Here is a 15938-nt window from a genome sequence, read left to right on the forward strand (position 1 = left end):
GCCGTTCGGATGCCGGGACGCTGATGCTCGTCCGCGGGGACGCCGCTTTGGCAAGGTCGGTCGATCCGCGTTTCTTCGGAGATGGCTTTTTGCCGGACCTTGCCGGCGTTGCAGAATTCGATTTGACAGCCGCAGGCTCTTGCGCCAACGCCGTCGGCATTGGCTGCGCGGGTTGGGCGACAGCGAAACAGGGTCGTGACGCGCATCCGAGGAAATACCCTCGGGAAGGCGCAAACCAGCCAAAGCCGATCAGGACTCCCGCCAGCACTCCGACAAAAAGCAGTCCCATCCGATTCCCCTCCTCCGGGAGCTCGGCTCGCACTCGTAACTAGGACTAATTCCGCGCTGGTGATCTATCTGTTGCGCAAAAGCATTAAGCGCCCATTAAGCGCGCGCCGTTGTCCGGCCCATGCCTGGATGGGCGGATTAGATCGGGCTCCAGACCCGTGCCGAAATGACCGCGCCGATTGCCACAATGTAGTCGTTTTTCTGAATTCGGACGCGATCTGCAGGACGGCGGCGACTTCGGCGGTCGGCCGACGACTTATCCGCCAAATCGCTTGATCAGCTTTGAGCCCTTGGCTGCATCGATCTGCTGGCCAGTCAAGTCGGAGCCGGCGCTCAATCCTTTCGTCATGAGGTTCTTGACGCGTTGCCCCGCCTGCTTCTCATTGGAATAGTCGATCTCGACATGATCGAGGCTCATCAGATGGCCAAGCTCGTGAGCCCAGGCGCGTCCATTGGCGTGGTCATTGCCATACCAGTGGACGAAGCTTGCCGGCTCGGGTTCGCTATTGGGGTATGAACTTCCGCCGGCGGATAGATTTTCAATCGAATTGACGAGGTAGATGTGGATGGCATTGTCCGGATCGTGCCGAGAGGCAAGAACACCCAGCAATCGCTGATCATTGCTGCGCGCGCTCTTTGCCATGTCGAGCGGCTTCTCCATCAAGCAATCGCTGATCACGAACGCGATCTTGGCCTTTGACCAGATCGTATTGACCACGTCGAGCGCCTTCTTGGCCGTGTCGCTGCTCCATTGCCCGGGCTCAACGCCCCCCCTGTCGGCAAATGGCGTGATGTAAATCCTCAACGGAATGGGCATCAGCTTCTCCGAAGTCCGAAATTCCGGTCGTGAGCGGTTTGTTTGACCCTTGTTAGCCACAACGGCGACTAACGAGCCACGTTTCGCCCGCCTCGTCGACTGAACGTGAATCGGGTCAGACGAGCACGTGCCCCTGGTGCGCGGGTCCGCCAATCCAGCTGGAAAATGTGTCGCGAAGACCCGGAAGTCTCCGCAAGGAAAGACTAGGACCGGGCTTACGTTCAGAATGGCCGATGCAGACTCGAACGGCATGCTTGAACACGGCGCTACACGATATCGGCTGAAATCTTCAGGGCAGGAAGAACATGAATGGCATTCCGCCGCCTTCCGGCTTGTTGCTTGCGCTGGCCTCGGGTCTTGCGGGTCTTGCAGGAGCAGCCTCCCTCTCCCTTCGTTCAAGTCTTGCGGACGGGGCCTGACGGACCTTGCGCTTCTCGCATTCATCGTCGCCATTCAGAAAGTAACCCGCAGCGCAGGCAATCTTGACACAACGATCGCCGTCGCGCTTGAGGCCGGATCCGCAAATCAAAGGACAAACCCGCGCCGGCTTGAGCTTGATCGCATCGAGCGCATCGGCGCTCGCGGTCTTGGTATCGAACTTGGTGCCGGCACTTTGATTGAACAGCTCAAGCGAGCGCCGCGACGCCGCATCCCACTCCCCACTGGCCGATCCCGTGAGGCAACCGACCCGGCGCAATTCGGTTTGCACCGATTTTGCCAGCTCAGCCGGCGAAGGTGGCGGCACGGGAGCCTGTGGATTGGGGAGCGCTGCCACTTTTGTGTCCGTGTTTGCCTTCGCCTCTTGCGGCTGCCCTGTTGCTGATGGTGCAGCGTTCTTCGCGGCAGGTGCCGTTTCAGCCGCGACACGCCTTTGTTCGGCTTGAGCAGCCTGATGCTGCGCGGTTTCCTTGGCGGCCTCGGCGGCGGCCCGAGCTTCCTGCGCTGCCTTCAGATCCGACGCCGCCTTGGCAAGTTGCATCTGTTGTGCGCCCTCGTTGACGAGCCGCGCCTGCTCCTGCTCGGCCTGACGCGCCTTTTCGGCCGCAGCAACACGCTTCTCCTCCGCATCGATTTTGGCGAGCTGAAGCTTTGCGAGACTTGCGTAGTAACCATCCGGATATTGGACGATGAAGAAGTTCAGTGCATCCTTGTTGCCAACCTGCAGCGCGAGCTCGTAGTCGCGCCGTATTTCGGATCGCAGCGTTGGCGATGGAGCAGCTTCCTTCGCGGCCTCCTTGGCTGGTTCTCCGGCTGGTTCCCTGGTTGGCCCCTTGGCTGTTTCCTTGGCTGTTTCCTTGGCTGTTTCCTTGGCTGTTTCCTTGGCTGGCACCAGCGGCACGTCGTCGCCGCCAAGCGTGCCGTAAACATAGGGCTCCTGCCGATTGCCCGTCGCTTTCATGACGTCGTCGCGAACGAAGCCGAACACTCTGCGCAAATCCAGACCCGGAGTCCCGATATATTTGACCAATGCGGCAGCGTAGGGACTGTTCTTGCTGTTGCCGTCCGACGCTGTCGAGCCTGCCTTGGCGGCGAAGGCAACCAGAGTATTCGCCGTCGCCGGCTCAATTCGGGCAAGGCCCCGGCTGATGGACCGCGAGCCGACCGTCCGTTTCATCTTTTCGGAGAAAGGATTGTTGCGGCAAGCGTCGAGGATCACAAGTCGCAGCTGCCTTGCCGGTTCAATGGCCAGCATGACGCGATCGAGCGAAAACGCCTCATCGTACACATCCGTATCGCGCTCGAGGGTGGCGTCGACCGGGATCAGGTAGTTCGTACCTTCGATCTCCATACCATGACCGGCGTAGTAGATGACGGCCACATCTGCGTCGCGAGCCTGATCGGCAAAATCGCGCAGCGTGCGCCGCATCTCCATCGCCTGAAGATCCTGGCGGGTTTGCACAACGTCAAAACCTGCGTTCTTTAGTGTCGCCTCGACAATCGCAGCGTCATTGACGGGATTCGAAAGTGGCGCCGCGTTTTTGTAGGCAGAATTGCCAATGACAAGTGCGACGCGATTCCCCGCCCATGCCGGCTGACAGAAGAAGAGCAGCAGCACAGGAAGAAGGAACAAGATTCGGCGCAAATTCACGAATCCGTGCAAACCCATGGCAGTACTACTGTTTAATTATGCGCTTTATCATTCGTGTCGCCACGACAGGTTCGGTTCAATGACAACTCGACGATCCGGAAGGTCCGCGGAATGTGGAACCGCATGGGACTGGCTGGTGTGGCCGCGCTCGGAGATGTGGCCAGCCAATTGACCTCTCCGGAGGCCTGGCGTCTAGTGAGGCAGATTTTGAGCGAGCGAGATCACTGCTGTGACTGACGCGAAGGTCGGCCAGGAGGGGACAGCCAGGAACCGGATCGCCGGCGGCGTCAATCCCTGGCTGGACTGGACCTCCAGGGTGGCCATCGTGATCGTCTATGGCGGGTCTGCTCTCATTGGCGCCGCCAGCATCCATCGCCTTCCGTTGGGCAGCGTGGACAACTTGCTGATGATCGCAGCCAGTATTGCCAACGACCTGTTCCTTGGACTCGTTGCACTGACAACCATGACCCGGCTGGTCCCGACAATGAAGTCGAAGGGCGTTGAGATGCGGGTCTCGGCCTTGCTGGGCGCATTTCCGACCGTCGCACTCGCTTTTCTTCCGAAGGCAGAGCTCGGCCCGATCTGGTCGGCTCTGTCCACGACGTTGATCCTGGTGGGGATCTCGCTTTCTATCGTGGTACTCCGCTGGTTGGGCAAATCCTTCAGCATTCTACCAGAGGCGAGGCGCCTTGTGACGGAAGGGCCTTATCGAGTCGTCCGGCATCCCCTCTACCTATGTGAGGGGATTGCGTTAGTCGGTGTCACACTTCAGGTCCTTTCACCACTTGCCGTGCTCATCGCCATCGTGGTTGCGATGACTCAGTGCCGACGAATGATCAACGAAGAGCGGATTCTAAGACTGGCCTTCCCTGAATATGACGTCTATGCCGCGGCAACGCCCTTTCTGATCCCTGCAGGTCTGATCCCCGCAAGACTCGGGCGACGAGCTCATCAGGCCGGGCCGGAGCTCTCGACCAAGGCGATTGATCCGCACGCCTGACACCGCGCTTCACGTCTCCTCGATGTGCGGCTCAGCGGAACTCAGGTTTGAACCACGCCAGAGGCTTTGTGCCGCGCTGCCACGAGCAGCCTCCAAAAAAAATAACTGTTTTATATCAACATCTTATATTGCGATCGCGCCCTCAGCAAAGCACTGGCGGGCGCCTATCATCCACATGAATCGGCGCACAACGCCCGGCGCAATATCTTCCATACCTTTTGAACGCGTCCGCATTTCGCAACAACACATAGGAATGGATCGGGCTCGAGATTGGTACTGTATACAGATAGGCAGCCGCCAGTAGCGTACGAATTCAGGAGCTGTTTCTCACGCGGCCATCTTCGCAACGTCACCATTCTACGGGCATAGGTTGAGTGTTCGCCATGAGAGTGTACAGGCACCTTCGAGTTTTGCTTCTTCTCGCCGCTTCGCTGTTCCTGGCCTCTCAGCCAGCCTGGGCGACAAAGCGCGTGGCTTTGGTGGTCGGCAACGCCAACTATCAAAACGCCCCTCTGCTCCCAAACCCGGCCAACGACGCTGCGGCTATCACCGCGACCTTGAAGGGAGCAGGTTTCGATGTGGTTGACTCAAGACTTAACCTCGCCGCGACCGATATGCGGCGGGCCTTGAGAGAATTCGCCGATCAGGCCCGCAATGCCGACATAGCCCTGGTGTACTACGCTGGCCACGGTATCGAGATCGACGGGACAAACTATCTGATCCCGACCGACGCCAGACTCGAACGAGACACGGACATCTACGACGAAGCATTCTCGCTCGACCGCGTCCTGCTGGCGATTGAGCCTGCGAGGCAACTACGCGTGGTGATCGTCGACGCGTGCCGCAACAATCCGTTTGCCGATTCGATGAAACGTACAGTTGCCTCGCGATCGATCAGCCGTGGACTGGCCAGGGTCGAGCCCACCGTCTCCAACACGCTGATCGCGTTTGCCGCCAAAGCGGGACTAACCGCACTCGATGGCAACAGCCAGAATAGCCCGTACGCGACGGCCCTCGTGAAGTACATCGCAAAGCCGGGGCTCGACTTGCGAAGGGCTTTCGGCTTCGTCCGCGACGATGTCTTGCAAGCCACGGGCAACCGACAGGAACCCTATGTCTACGGCTCGCTCGGCGGCGAAGACGTTGCGCTTGTTCCGGCTACCAAGGCTGAGGAGCCGATACAGGCGGCCAACCCCCAGTCGGAAATTCGACGTGATTACGAATTGGCCTTGCAGCTCCGCAACAAGCCTGCTCTGAACGCGTTCCTGACCCAACATCCGGACGGATACTACTCAAATCTGGCCAAGCTGCAGCTCAATCAGCTCGACGCCGAGGACGCACGTGTCGCGGCCACGGCGAAAGCGCAGGAGGCCGAGCAGCAGCGAGCTCGCCTGATGTCCCAGGGCGCCCAGCGTGCCGACCAGGAGAAGGCGGCCGCGGATCTGAAGGCTGCGGAAGAGGCCCGGATTGCGGCCGAGAAGACGAAGCAAGCGGCGCAGGAGCAGGCCGCAGAGGCGGAACGGAAACGTGTTGCATCCGAATCTACAATCGTCGCGGCACTCTCCGGGAATAAGCCGGCTGCTGAGAGTACCGTCACGGATAACCCAGCGGCCGCTACGCCCGCTGAGGACAGCAAGACGCCCAAGCTTGCCGCGCTGAGCGACGAGCCGCGCCAGACCGATATCGCAAAGGCCGATCTCTCCAAGTCCGTAGATATCGCCAAGTCTGTACAAGGCGAATTGAGCCGCGTCGGCTGCTTCACCGGCGCCGTCAATGGCCAATGGAATGCGGCCTCACAGCGCTCGTTGGCTCTCTTCAACCAGCACGCGGGAACCAAATTCGACGCCAAGCTCGCAAGTCTCGACGCGCTTGACGCAATCAAGCTCAAGCCGTCCCGGGTCTGTCCCCTGATCTGTGATCATGGCTACAAGGCTGACGGTGACCAGTGCAGCAGGATTACCTGTGCCGAGGGTTCGTTCCTCAACGACGACAATGAATGCGAGAAGCGACGCGAGAAGAAACCGGTTGCAAAGCGCAACACCGACGAGCGTCCGTCACGTGCGGATCGTTCGGCACGCGAGAGGCCGGCGCCGGCAGCCGACGTTCCGCGGCGACAAGCAACTGCGAGGTCCGGCGGCGGCGGTGGTCAGGTCGTTTGCGATCAATCTCTGTGCCGTCAGGTTAGAAGCGGCTGCCACCTCGAATACCGTGGCGGCGGCGGCCCCGGGGGCAACGTGGGTAATGTCGAGTCCTGCAACTAGCAACGCGCAAGGCTGCCACGGCGTCATGGAAGGCCAGGAGGCCGCGCGGATCTTGGTGTCGAGAAGGTGTGACGGGCGGCAGAGCTTAATACTGGGTCATCCAGGTCCGTGCCTGGATTGGCCGAAGCGGAGCGACCTGCGTGGTTGCGTGTGAGCTTGAGCAAAAGGACGCCAACGCCTTTCCCGGGGTGACGCTCTTTACGAAGCGGCAGGCACCCGGCATGAAGCCGACGGCGGTTTATCTTCCGCCAAAGCACCCAACATCTGCCACCAAGTTCGACGTCGTGATCTGGCTTCACGGCTTCTATGTCAAAAACCATGAATTCCTCTTCCACAGCGATCCAGCGCGGCTGCGCGAACAGGTCCGGGATTCCGGCAAGGACGTAGTGCTTATCGCGCCGTTCCTGGGCTACGAATATGCCGTTGGCGACACCTTTGCCGGAAACTACAGCGTGTCTGACCTGGCAACCGCGAACTGGGGCGAACGCTATATCGAGGAGATCCTTGGAGCTCTTGCCAGGTTCCTGGGTCTCTCCTCGACGTCCATTCCTCAGCTCCAGATCGGCAAGCTCATCATCGCATGCCACTCCGGCGGCGGTAACGGCATGCGTAATCTCGTCGGGAGCCTCGGAAAGTATCAGGGCAAGCTGACGGCCTGTTGGGGATTTGACTGCCTCTACGGTGCCAATGCGCGGCCCGATGATGCGACCTTCTGGTACCAATGGTTGTCCGGACAGAGCGGCCGGGCGCTCGAGATCGTGTATGGTCCATCAACTCTGCCGCAATCGGTGAAGCTGGACCTGATCGGGCGTGGGCTGGCGACGACCGATGGCAATCAAACTCAGCCTCAGCGCCCTGCCCTTAAGAACCTCAGCGTAAGCTTGGGTCATCACGATCTATTCCCGGCATTTGGCCAGATGGTCAGGGTCAACGATCTTGACCCGGCTTTCGTGGATCGCTTCATGATACCGCAGGTCGCGGACCAGCCGCGGCATAAGCCAGCGCCGCAGCGCGGGGAATTCCTCCAGCACGCAATTTCCAACGTTCGCAGCGCTTTTCCCTTTCCAAAGGACATTCATTACATGATCGCCCGGGTGGCTTCTTCAGCCGACTGAGCAAGCTATAACCCAAGCTTCACAGGACTCACTTGATGGAATAAGATTTGACGTCGAACGACCAATTGTTCGTCGCCAGCTTTCCGCTGCTGTTGTCCGGCACGCGCAGCTCGCTGGTCCAGGCCGATAGATAGCTCAATGCGTCGGCCTGACCTTCCAGCTTGCGGGGCATGTCCGGCAAATCAAGCAATTGCACGCGTCGCTCGCTCAGGATGGCGATCATCACTGCGGACCCCGTCGGCGGTGCGACGACATATTCAAAACCACGCTGTCGCGCCGCCGGGGCAGGAACAACAAATTCGACACCCGGCTTGACGAGATTGATGTCGCGTTCGTTCGACTGCGCCAATAGCTCGGGGGTCGGAAAGATCTGGGACATCCGCCCTTCCGCGTCGACGTCGACCAAAATGAGATATCCAGTCTTCCTGGCGGTGACGCCGAACGAGACCTTGCCGCCGACGTTGACGGTCTGGCTCGGCAGGATCTGAAGGGACACACTCGCGGCATTGGTCTGCCCGCGCACCGCTTGTACAGGCCAAAGCCAACGTGCGTACGTCGTGCCGACATGCAACGACACCGTCGGCAATGGTGCTGCGGGCACAGCTCCGCTACCCGCCAGTAGCAGCAGGAATGCGAGCCATGGTCGCGCCTGGCGGATCGGCTGCGATGACGGCATGGTCTGCTCCCCTAAGAGTCAGGGGGCACTGAAGAAGCCGATCGAGGCGATTCGCGCGTCTGCGGGCAAGTAACGCTCGAGACTCTTGATCACTTGCCCCGAGGCGCGACGCCGGTTGAACTGCATTAGGGCTGTCTCAAGATCTACCATGCGTTGCTGCGAGGTCACCGCAACGATCTGTTCCGCACCGAACGGCTCGCCGACCCTGAGCGGTAGGCGCAAACTCGCCGATCGGGCCAGCGCCGCATCAGAACCCACCGGATACAACAATTGGATGGTGCCATCGCCAGACACATTGAACAGCAGCACCGCCCTTGACGCCACATCGGACAGGTCAACTTCGACGGTCTGGCCAGCACGCTGTTGGCGATCGTCTGGCCAGATGCGCATGATCTGCGGCGACCGGGTCGCAATGCGTTTCAGTTCACGAATTGCCGCGGTCCGGTCGACTACCGTCGGCAGGTTTGCAACGTCGATCCCGTAGGCGACCACGTCGCCCCACGCGATCACGTCGTGCGACACGGGATCCCAGATCAGGTCGGGATTGTCCGTCGGTTGGACCGCCTGCACGGGAACATCTTTTGGCTTCACGCTTGCAAAATAGCTCGTCTTGCCGTCGAGCGCCGCCAGCCGGATTGGTGCAGCGAGGCGGAGAGGCCCCGGCGCGTCGCCGGCCGGAAGTTCCTTGGTTGCCGCCGCGGCAAGGGTCGGAATGGTTGGTGCCTTGGCCGTGACAGACGGCGGCGCGGGCGCCTGTCCCTCGATGGCCCCGGATCCGGCCGGCCCAGAGGCCGCTCTCGCGGCCGGCCCCTGAATCAGCACGACACCGCGCGTCAATTCGAAGGCGACGTCGATATCCGGCGTCTGAGGCGGCGATGATACGGTCACGATGTTCTGGCGCTGGTCCGAGAGCTGATAGACCACCTGCCGAACATTGCTGAAAAGCTCCTTGAGCGTCACCTTCCCATCGTGATTGATGTCCGCGCTCCCCTCCACCGCCCGCGCGACCGCATAGCTGAGAGCCCCGCGCAGGCCATCGATGCCAGGGATGCGGACTTCCGGCGCCTTGGTGTAGCGGTCCACCGCAGCCAGGAACGCCGTGTGGTCAAGATCGAGCTCTGACTTCGGATCGTTGCTGTCCGACACCGGCTTCAGTTCGTCGACCAGCAACGTGTAACGCGGGACCTGCCGGAAGCTCATCTCAGCGGCACGCGGATCGATATCGCGCACCATACCACCGCCGTGGCAGGTATCAGCCACGAAGATCACCCTCGCCCCGCGCAGCTCGAACTGCCGGATGAAATGGTTGAACTCACTGCCCAGAACACGTTCAACGGATCCGGTTGGCGTGGTTCCAAAGCCTGGCAGCAGGAACACGTTTTCCATTCCGTCCGGCTCCGAGCCCTTGACGCGCTCCGGCTCCTGGGTGCCATGACCGGCGATCGACAGAAAGATGAGGTCGTTGTTCTTGGTCCGCTCCACCAGTGCACTGATCTCGCGCAGGACGCTTGCCCTGTCGGCCTGGGCGTTCGTCAGTACGACGACGTCGCCAACCCCCATGCTTTTCAAGCTGGTCACGATGTCAGTGGCGTCGGCGACCGCGCCCTTCAATTTCCGCACGTGCTGATAGTCATCGATCCCGATCACGAGCGCGCGCACCGCCGCCCCGTCCGGATTGCTGATCGACAGTCCTCCTGCCGCATATGCGTGAGGGGTTATCAGTCCGATCAACGCAGCGAGCCCGATGGTGGCGCATAGCCGCCTGATCCCGCAATCAAATCCTCTGGGCATCCGCATCGTGATCCACCTCGACATCATGCCTACCCATTTTGTAGCTCTGGCGACACACCGGGTTCAGCGCCTTTTGCTTGCCGTTTTGCGGCCCGCCGGCGATTGTTCGGTTTCCTGATAGGCGCTCGCTGAAACTGCCGTCTGATCGTCCGCGAAGGCTCGAAAGCGGACCGGAACGTAGCCGCGCGAAAGCAGGCTCGCCAACGGGTAGACGTTGCGGCAGACGCGGCCGTTGCAGCCGCCGGTCGAGGATTCCATCACCTCGGCCTTGCGATCCGGCGTGAACCGCAGGAACAACATCACGTGCGAGCCCGGCTTGTTCAGCGCATCGCCGGGCCTCAGGTCCCAGGGATTTGCCACGGGGGCTGCGATCGCAGGAATAGCGGCAGTCGTGTAGTGGACGGAGAGCCCCCACGCGGCGCTGACGAATGCCGAACAATCGACGCCAGCCACATCCGGCCGTGGCGCATTGCGAGTGCACACATTGCCAGCCAGCGTCCCGCTCTCGATCCGCTGCCGGAAGTTCGCGAGTGAACCGTGGCAGCCCCAGCAATAGGGTACGCCGCGGACCTCCTGGTTCACCTTTCCCTGCAGATACCACGGCCGACGAACACGGCTGAAGCCGCTGCATTGGCTGTCGGGATCGTTGCCGTAATTCGCCTGCGTCAGCTTCCACTGGATGCCCTCGAACGCAAACGCCGTCTCGATCGCCTGCTGGCGATTGGACGGTCTCACGGCGGCCGACGCGTCGAATTTGACGCCGGATTGCGGTGCCGGCGCGGCTGCCGTTCGCGACGGCCGCACGTCGATAATCGAAGCGTTGGTCAGAGGCCTGAAGCCCACGCCGACCACTTCAATACCATCCGGTTTGGTCCGCAGGAAATAGACATCGCCATCGCCCGAAACCGTGACGAACCGCCGGGTCAGCGGCGTGTTTTCCAAAGGAAGCTCATAGATTCCTTCGAGACGCCCGTTCGCGGCATAGCGTGCGACGAACGTAGAGGCATTCTTTCCCGATGGCGGAATGTCCTCCGCCAACACATAGAAGCGGTCACTGTTGTCAATCTCGAGAAACTCTACCGTGCCGAGCTGGTTGCGCACCCGCAGGCCGAGCTGGCCGATCGTCTCGTTGGTGACCATGGTCTGGATTTCGACCCGTACGCTGGCGTTGCCCTTGTCCGGAATGATATCGGCGATTACCGAGCCCTTGCTTCGAGAGGCAACATATTGCCGGTCGGGCTGCCGCGTCGTCTTGATGATGGCCGCGCGGGTGTTCTGGTCGAGCAAGTCGGTCGCGCTGCCTGGCGCCTGTGATCCCATCTGGGCAAAAGCCGAGACAGCGACCTGGTCGTCCACGCCGCGGCTCGAGACCTCTTCAAGCTGGATCACATCACCACCGAGGCCGCGCGTGGATTGCCCCGGCGCCGCCTTCAGCGTCCGTACGCCGCCGTCCCAAACCATGATGTCGTCATTGTGGACGACGAGATCCGTCGGCTGGACGTCTTTCGGCATGTTGAGAACGTCAGGATCTGAGCTCGGCTGTTTCGGATCAAATTGGAGGATGCGACCGTTGATCTGATCGAGCACAAACAGGTTGCCCTGCCCGTCGGCGCTGAGTGCTTGCGGTCCCGCGAGTTCCACGTCCTCGCTGGCCGGGACGATGCCGACCATGGAAGCAGCCGAACCGCCCGCAAAGCTGCGTACGACAGTATCGTCGGCGTACGCCTTGGTTCCAAGAATGCCAGCGCCGACGATGAAGACCCAGATCCAATGATTTGGACGAAGCATGTTCGCCTCAGTGTACCCCGAACCGATCGCCGCGTCGGATCGACTAATCCGAGATGCCGTTGATGCGGCGCGTCAATTAGTGGTGAGCAATCTCAATCACGTTCAATCTATCACTGGACGGTGATAGTCCGAATGTCTTCAGCTTGCGGTGCAAAACATGGCCCGGAATAGATTTGAGCAGGTGAGCGAAGTCCAGCCCGACGCGATCACGCTTGTCCTGAAACGCGACAATGACGGTATCTCCGGATCGATCGTGCTGCCGGCCGCCGCGAGCGGGGGACGGCTGACCACCGACCAGGTCAGCGCGCCGTTGCCGGCTCAGGATGCTTTTCGTGGCGCGATCCGGCTGGCAAACGACGTAAAGCTCGCGCTCGTAGTGTGCGATCCAGACGGGGTCTGGAAGTCCGAGTGGGGCGATCTTTATCAGCCGATCGATTGACCCGCATCGGATGGAACCAGCATATGCTGCGACGCCGCATCGAGACCAGCTTGCCGAACGGACCCTCCCCCCGACCATCGTTCTGGATACGGGCCTCCATGGTCGCGCTGCTGGTTGCGACAAGCTGGCCGGCACGCGCCAACGACTCAGCTGCGGAATTGTCGATCGGCGGGCTCCAGTTCGTACGCACCAATGACGTGGCCATGGAGAGCGAGAACCTTCGTATCGCGCTCGACAGGATTAGCGTTCGCTACCAATTCGCCAACGTCACCGCCAAGCCGGTCACGCTTACTGTTGCCTTTCCGCTGCCCGACATCGACCTGTCGGAGGCTGAGAACATCGCACTGCCGTCAAATGATCCGATCAACTTCGTCGACTTCGAGACCAAGGTCGATGGCAGCCCGGCGCCGCTGACCGTCGATCAGCGCGCCATGGTCGGCAACAAGGATGTCAGCGCCCTGCTCCGCGAACTCAAGTTGCCGCTGCTGCCGATTGGTAGCCGCGAGATCCGGGTGAACGACCTGCCCGAGGCGACCCGGGCCCGGCTCGTGGACGACGGACTTCTGATACCTGCCGGAATGAGCGACAACGGTCGGCAGCAGTATGCGCCGGGTTGGGTTATCAAGACCTCGGCTGTGCGTCAGCAGGTGTTTCCGTCCATGCGCACCGTCTTGGTCGAACACCAGTACCGGCCGAGCGTCGGCTCCAGTCCCGACACCATCCTGCGCTCGAGCCTGCGCCGCAGCGGCGCACTCGCTCAGGAAGTCGCCCGTTACCGGAAAGAGTACTGCGTCCAGGATACGTTCCTCGCCGAACTCGACAAGCGCGCGGGCAGTAACCAGACCAACAGCGCGAAGCTGCAGGAGCGGCGCATATCGTATGTGCTCAAGACCGGCGCGAATTGGGCCGGGCCGATCCGCTCATTCAAACTGACTATCGACCCAGGCGGCAGCGACCGTTTGGTGAGCTTCTGTCCTGGGCGGCTAAAGGCATCGTCCGCGACTGGAAACATGCTTGAATATACGGCAAGCAACTTCAAGCCGGATGCCGACCTGAAAATCCTGGTGATCGGAACATTCTGAGCGTGCCGGTCAATTGGTGAGCAGCACGTAGCGCGCGGCCGCGATGACGGTCACCTTGTTGCGCTGAGCCTCGCTTAGCGCCTGCAGAAAGAACGTGTCGGCAGCCATCGGTCGCGGCTGGCGCAATGAGTCCAGAACCTGCGGAACCGCCACGACCAACAGCAATTGCGGACCGCTCGCGCGTGCTGTCGGGAGCCTAAACGAAAGTGAGTCGATGCCCGGCTTCAGAAGGTAAGAGAGGCTCTGGACTTCGCCGCGATCCGACACCATGAGCAGCTCCACCACGCGGTTGGCAAAGTTCTCAATGGTCCCATTGAGGGTTTCGCCGCCCTTCAGCTCTGTCGCTGACAGGGTGATGCGTGGCATTCGCGCCTGATCGCTCCCGACCTGACTCAAGAACTTGACGGCTGGGCATTGCGCCTGGGTCACTTGCCTGACGCCGACCGAAGCTTCGAAACCCTGCTCACGCCGGAACGCTTTGTCGAAGGTGTCGAATGGGGCGGTCGAGGCACCGAACCCTTCGATGACAGCCGCATTTTGGCTCACAGCAATCGGCAAGACAAAGAAGCAGTCACCGCCAGAATATTGGGCCACGTATTTGCGGATGCGGTCAGCTCGCCCCGGCCCATCGAGTGCCGGAGACGGCGTTGCCGTCGGCTGCGCGGACAACTTCTCTGTCTCTTGGCGTCCGGACTGTGGTCCAGCGGGCTCGACCTTCGGCGGCACCATTGTTCCAGCGAGTTTCGGCGGTGGCGGCAAGACCGCGGTGCCGGGCGCTGACCAGACCAGCTTGTAGAAGGCATATCCACCACCGCCGACCAGCAGCAACAATGCCGCCACGCCCGCCCCCAGCCAGAGGCCACGTGCGCTCCGCGCGGTCGACGGCATCCTGTCCTGCGACGCCGGTGCCGCGCTTTCCGGCCGCCGTAGCGGATCGAAGCCATATAACGGCGCGGCCGGTGTCTGGGCCGATCCGGTTGGCGTCCAGCTGGCGACCTCCCCCATGGTCGGGCGCAATGCCGGATCAGGCTGCAGCATCCGCTCCAGCAAAGGCCGGATTCGCATATCCACCGCACCGAGATCGGGCACACGCCGGCGCTTCTCCACCAGTTGAAACTGGCTGCCGCCCATGTCGAGTTTCTGCCCGGTCAGCGCATGGAACAGCACAAGACCGAAGCTGTAGACATCGGATTTCGCAGTCACGTCATTGCCGTACAACCCAACCTGTTCCGGCGATGCGTAATTGTCCTTGCCGGCGAAGCCCGAGCCGATGATGGTCTTGTCACCCATCTGGGTCGACCGCGCGATGCCGAAGTCGATGATCTTGGCCCGCCTGACGTCGTCGAGCGGAACGATGATGTTGTCCGGAGAAACGTCACGATGGATGATGCCGTGCTCATGGGCGGCCTCCAGTCCCGATGCGACGCGCTGCATCAGCTTGATCAGCGCCTCGAAGGTCAACGGCCCATCATCGAGCATGTTCGAGAGCGAGCGGCCATTCACGAATTCCATCGCGAGATAAGGTCGCTGCAGCACCGGCTCCACGGTAAACAGGAAGTAGCGAACGATCGCGTCATGCGGAAGATTGTGGAGTGCCGCGGCCTCTCGACGGAACAGCGCGAGCGCCGCCTCGTTGTCAACCATGTCGGGCAGCAGCATTTTCACTGCAACAGGCGATCCAGTCTGGATCTCACGGCATTTGTAGACCTCACCCATGCCGCCCGCGCCGATCACCGCTTCGATCTCGTAAATGCCGTTGAGACGCGTGCCGGGCGGCACGCCGTGATAGGACGATCGGAACGGATCGTTCGGGGTCATGGTTGCGGCTCCCGATTGAGCGGAGATCTTGTCGCCTCCTGAGATCGTGGCGTCAGCAGTCGCACGATCACAATCGTCACGTTGTCAAGCCCGCCACGATCAAGAGCCAGCGCGAGCATGTCATCGCAAGCCGCCTGGGCGCGTCGCGTAGCCACGTGCTGCAGGATCTCGTCGTCCTGCACGTGCCTGGTCAGGCCATCGCTGCAGATCACGAAGATATCCTCCGGCTCGGCCGGGCCTGTCACCACCTCAAATTCCGGATCATCGGCGACACCGACGGCACGAGTAATGGCATTGCTCGGCCAATCATTCACGTCTTCGCGCGAAAGCGCACCTTCGGCGATCAGCTCCTCCAGTTCGCTGTGATCATGCGACACTTGGCTAATTGCGCCACGACTGATCAGGTAGACCCGGCTGTCACCCGCCCATATGCAGGCATAGTAGCTATCGCGAACGAGCAGAACCGCCGCTGTGGTCCCGACGGTGGCACCCTGTCGTTCATGACTTAGCGCCAGTATCTGCTGGTTTGCGCTGAACAGCCGCTCCTCGCATTCCGCCAGCAGGTCTGCGGCTGATTCTGGCGTGCCGATCGCGTCCAGCGACTGCACGACAATACGACTGGCGAGATCGCCGGCCTCGTGACCACCCATACCGTCGGCGACCGCCCAAAGGCCGACGTCGGTTCGGACCAAACATGAATCCTCGTTCCGCTCCCGCACCCGTCCGGCATGGGTGACGCTACCAACATCGAACAAGGATGGAATATGCGCCATC

Annotated in this window: 12 protein-coding genes; 5 read left to right on the forward strand and 7 right to left on the reverse strand. The window is 61.1% G+C overall.

The genetic code is table 11. The annotated features are described in order from the left end of the window. Positions 1–544 precede the first annotated feature (544 nt). Positions 545–1357: a hypothetical protein gene (locus J4G43_RS37610; RefSeq protein ID WP_225005330.1), complete on the reverse strand. Its 813-nt coding sequence runs from the start codon at positions 1355–1357 to the stop codon at positions 545–547. Between the two features lie 37 nt (positions 1358–1394). Next, positions 1395–3212 carry a caspase family protein gene (locus J4G43_RS37615; RefSeq protein ID WP_208088009.1) on the reverse strand — a complete coding sequence of 606 codons (1818 nt, stop codon included), beginning with the start codon at positions 3210–3212 and terminating at the stop codon, positions 1395–1397. 211 nt (positions 3213–3423) lie between these two features. On the opposite strand from J4G43_RS37615, the gene J4G43_RS37620 reads away from it, so the two are divergent. From J4G43_RS37620 to J4G43_RS37630, 3 genes are all read left to right on the forward strand, one after another. Continuing rightward, positions 3424–4194 carry a methyltransferase family protein gene (locus J4G43_RS37620; RefSeq protein WP_208088010.1) on the forward strand — a complete coding sequence of 257 codons (771 nt, stop codon included), beginning with the start codon at positions 3424–3426 and terminating at the stop codon, positions 4192–4194. Between the two features lie 383 nt (positions 4195–4577). After that, positions 4578–6455: a caspase family protein gene (locus J4G43_RS37625; RefSeq protein ID WP_210387391.1), complete on the forward strand. Its 1878-nt coding sequence runs from the start codon at positions 4578–4580 to the stop codon at positions 6453–6455. Between the two features lie 140 nt (positions 6456–6595). Beyond that, positions 6596–7570 carry an alpha/beta hydrolase family protein gene (locus J4G43_RS37630; protein WP_225005332.1) on the forward strand — a complete coding sequence of 325 codons (975 nt, stop codon included), beginning with the start codon at positions 6596–6598 and terminating at the stop codon, positions 7568–7570. 28 nt (positions 7571–7598) lie between these two features. Here the strand turns inward: J4G43_RS37630 and J4G43_RS37635 are convergent, their stop codons facing one another. The 3 genes from J4G43_RS37635 to J4G43_RS37645 form a co-directional block, all read right to left on the reverse strand. Further along, entirely contained in the window at positions 7599–8147 is a 549-nt protein-coding gene (locus tag J4G43_RS37635; protein ID WP_225005781.1) for a DUF4384 domain-containing protein, read from the reverse strand. 117 nt (positions 8148–8264) lie between these two features. After that, positions 8265–10043, reverse strand: coding sequence for a caspase family protein (locus J4G43_RS37640; RefSeq protein WP_208088012.1), 1779 nt, complete (start codon positions 10041–10043; stop codon positions 8265–8267). Positions 10044–10100: 57 nt separating this feature from the next. Beyond that, positions 10101–11825 (reverse strand): NHL repeat-containing protein, encoded by a 1725-nt coding sequence (locus J4G43_RS37645; RefSeq protein WP_208088013.1) that lies wholly within the window; start codon positions 11823–11825, stop codon positions 10101–10103. 157 nt (positions 11826–11982) lie between these two features. Between J4G43_RS37645 and J4G43_RS37650 the strand changes: the two genes are divergently transcribed. Further along, a complete protein-coding gene (locus tag J4G43_RS37650; RefSeq protein ID WP_208088014.1) occupies positions 11983–12264 on the forward strand; it encodes a hypothetical protein in 282 nt (93 codons plus the stop codon). Between the two features lie 98 nt (positions 12265–12362). Further along, entirely contained in the window at positions 12363–13346 is a 984-nt protein-coding gene (locus tag J4G43_RS37655; RefSeq protein ID WP_208088015.1) for a DUF4424 domain-containing protein, read from the forward strand. A gap of 9 nt (positions 13347–13355) precedes the next feature. Here the strand turns inward: J4G43_RS37655 and J4G43_RS37660 are convergent, their stop codons facing one another. Both J4G43_RS37660 and J4G43_RS37665 read right to left on the reverse strand, forming a co-directional pair. Further along, positions 13356–15164 carry a serine/threonine-protein kinase gene (locus tag J4G43_RS37660; protein WP_208088016.1) on the reverse strand — a complete coding sequence of 603 codons (1809 nt, stop codon included), beginning with the start codon at positions 15162–15164 and terminating at the stop codon, positions 13356–13358. After that, positions 15161–15937 carry a PP2C family protein-serine/threonine phosphatase gene (locus tag J4G43_RS37665; protein WP_208088017.1) on the reverse strand — a complete coding sequence of 259 codons (777 nt, stop codon included), beginning with the start codon at positions 15935–15937 and terminating at the stop codon, positions 15161–15163. The genes J4G43_RS37660 and J4G43_RS37665 overlap by 4 nt, the downstream gene beginning before the upstream one ends. Between the last annotated feature and the right edge of the window lies 1 nt (position 15938).

This window comes from Bradyrhizobium barranii subsp. barranii, from assembly GCF_017565645.3.
GTDB classification, from domain to species: Bacteria; Pseudomonadota; Alphaproteobacteria; order Rhizobiales; family Xanthobacteraceae; genus Bradyrhizobium; species Bradyrhizobium barranii.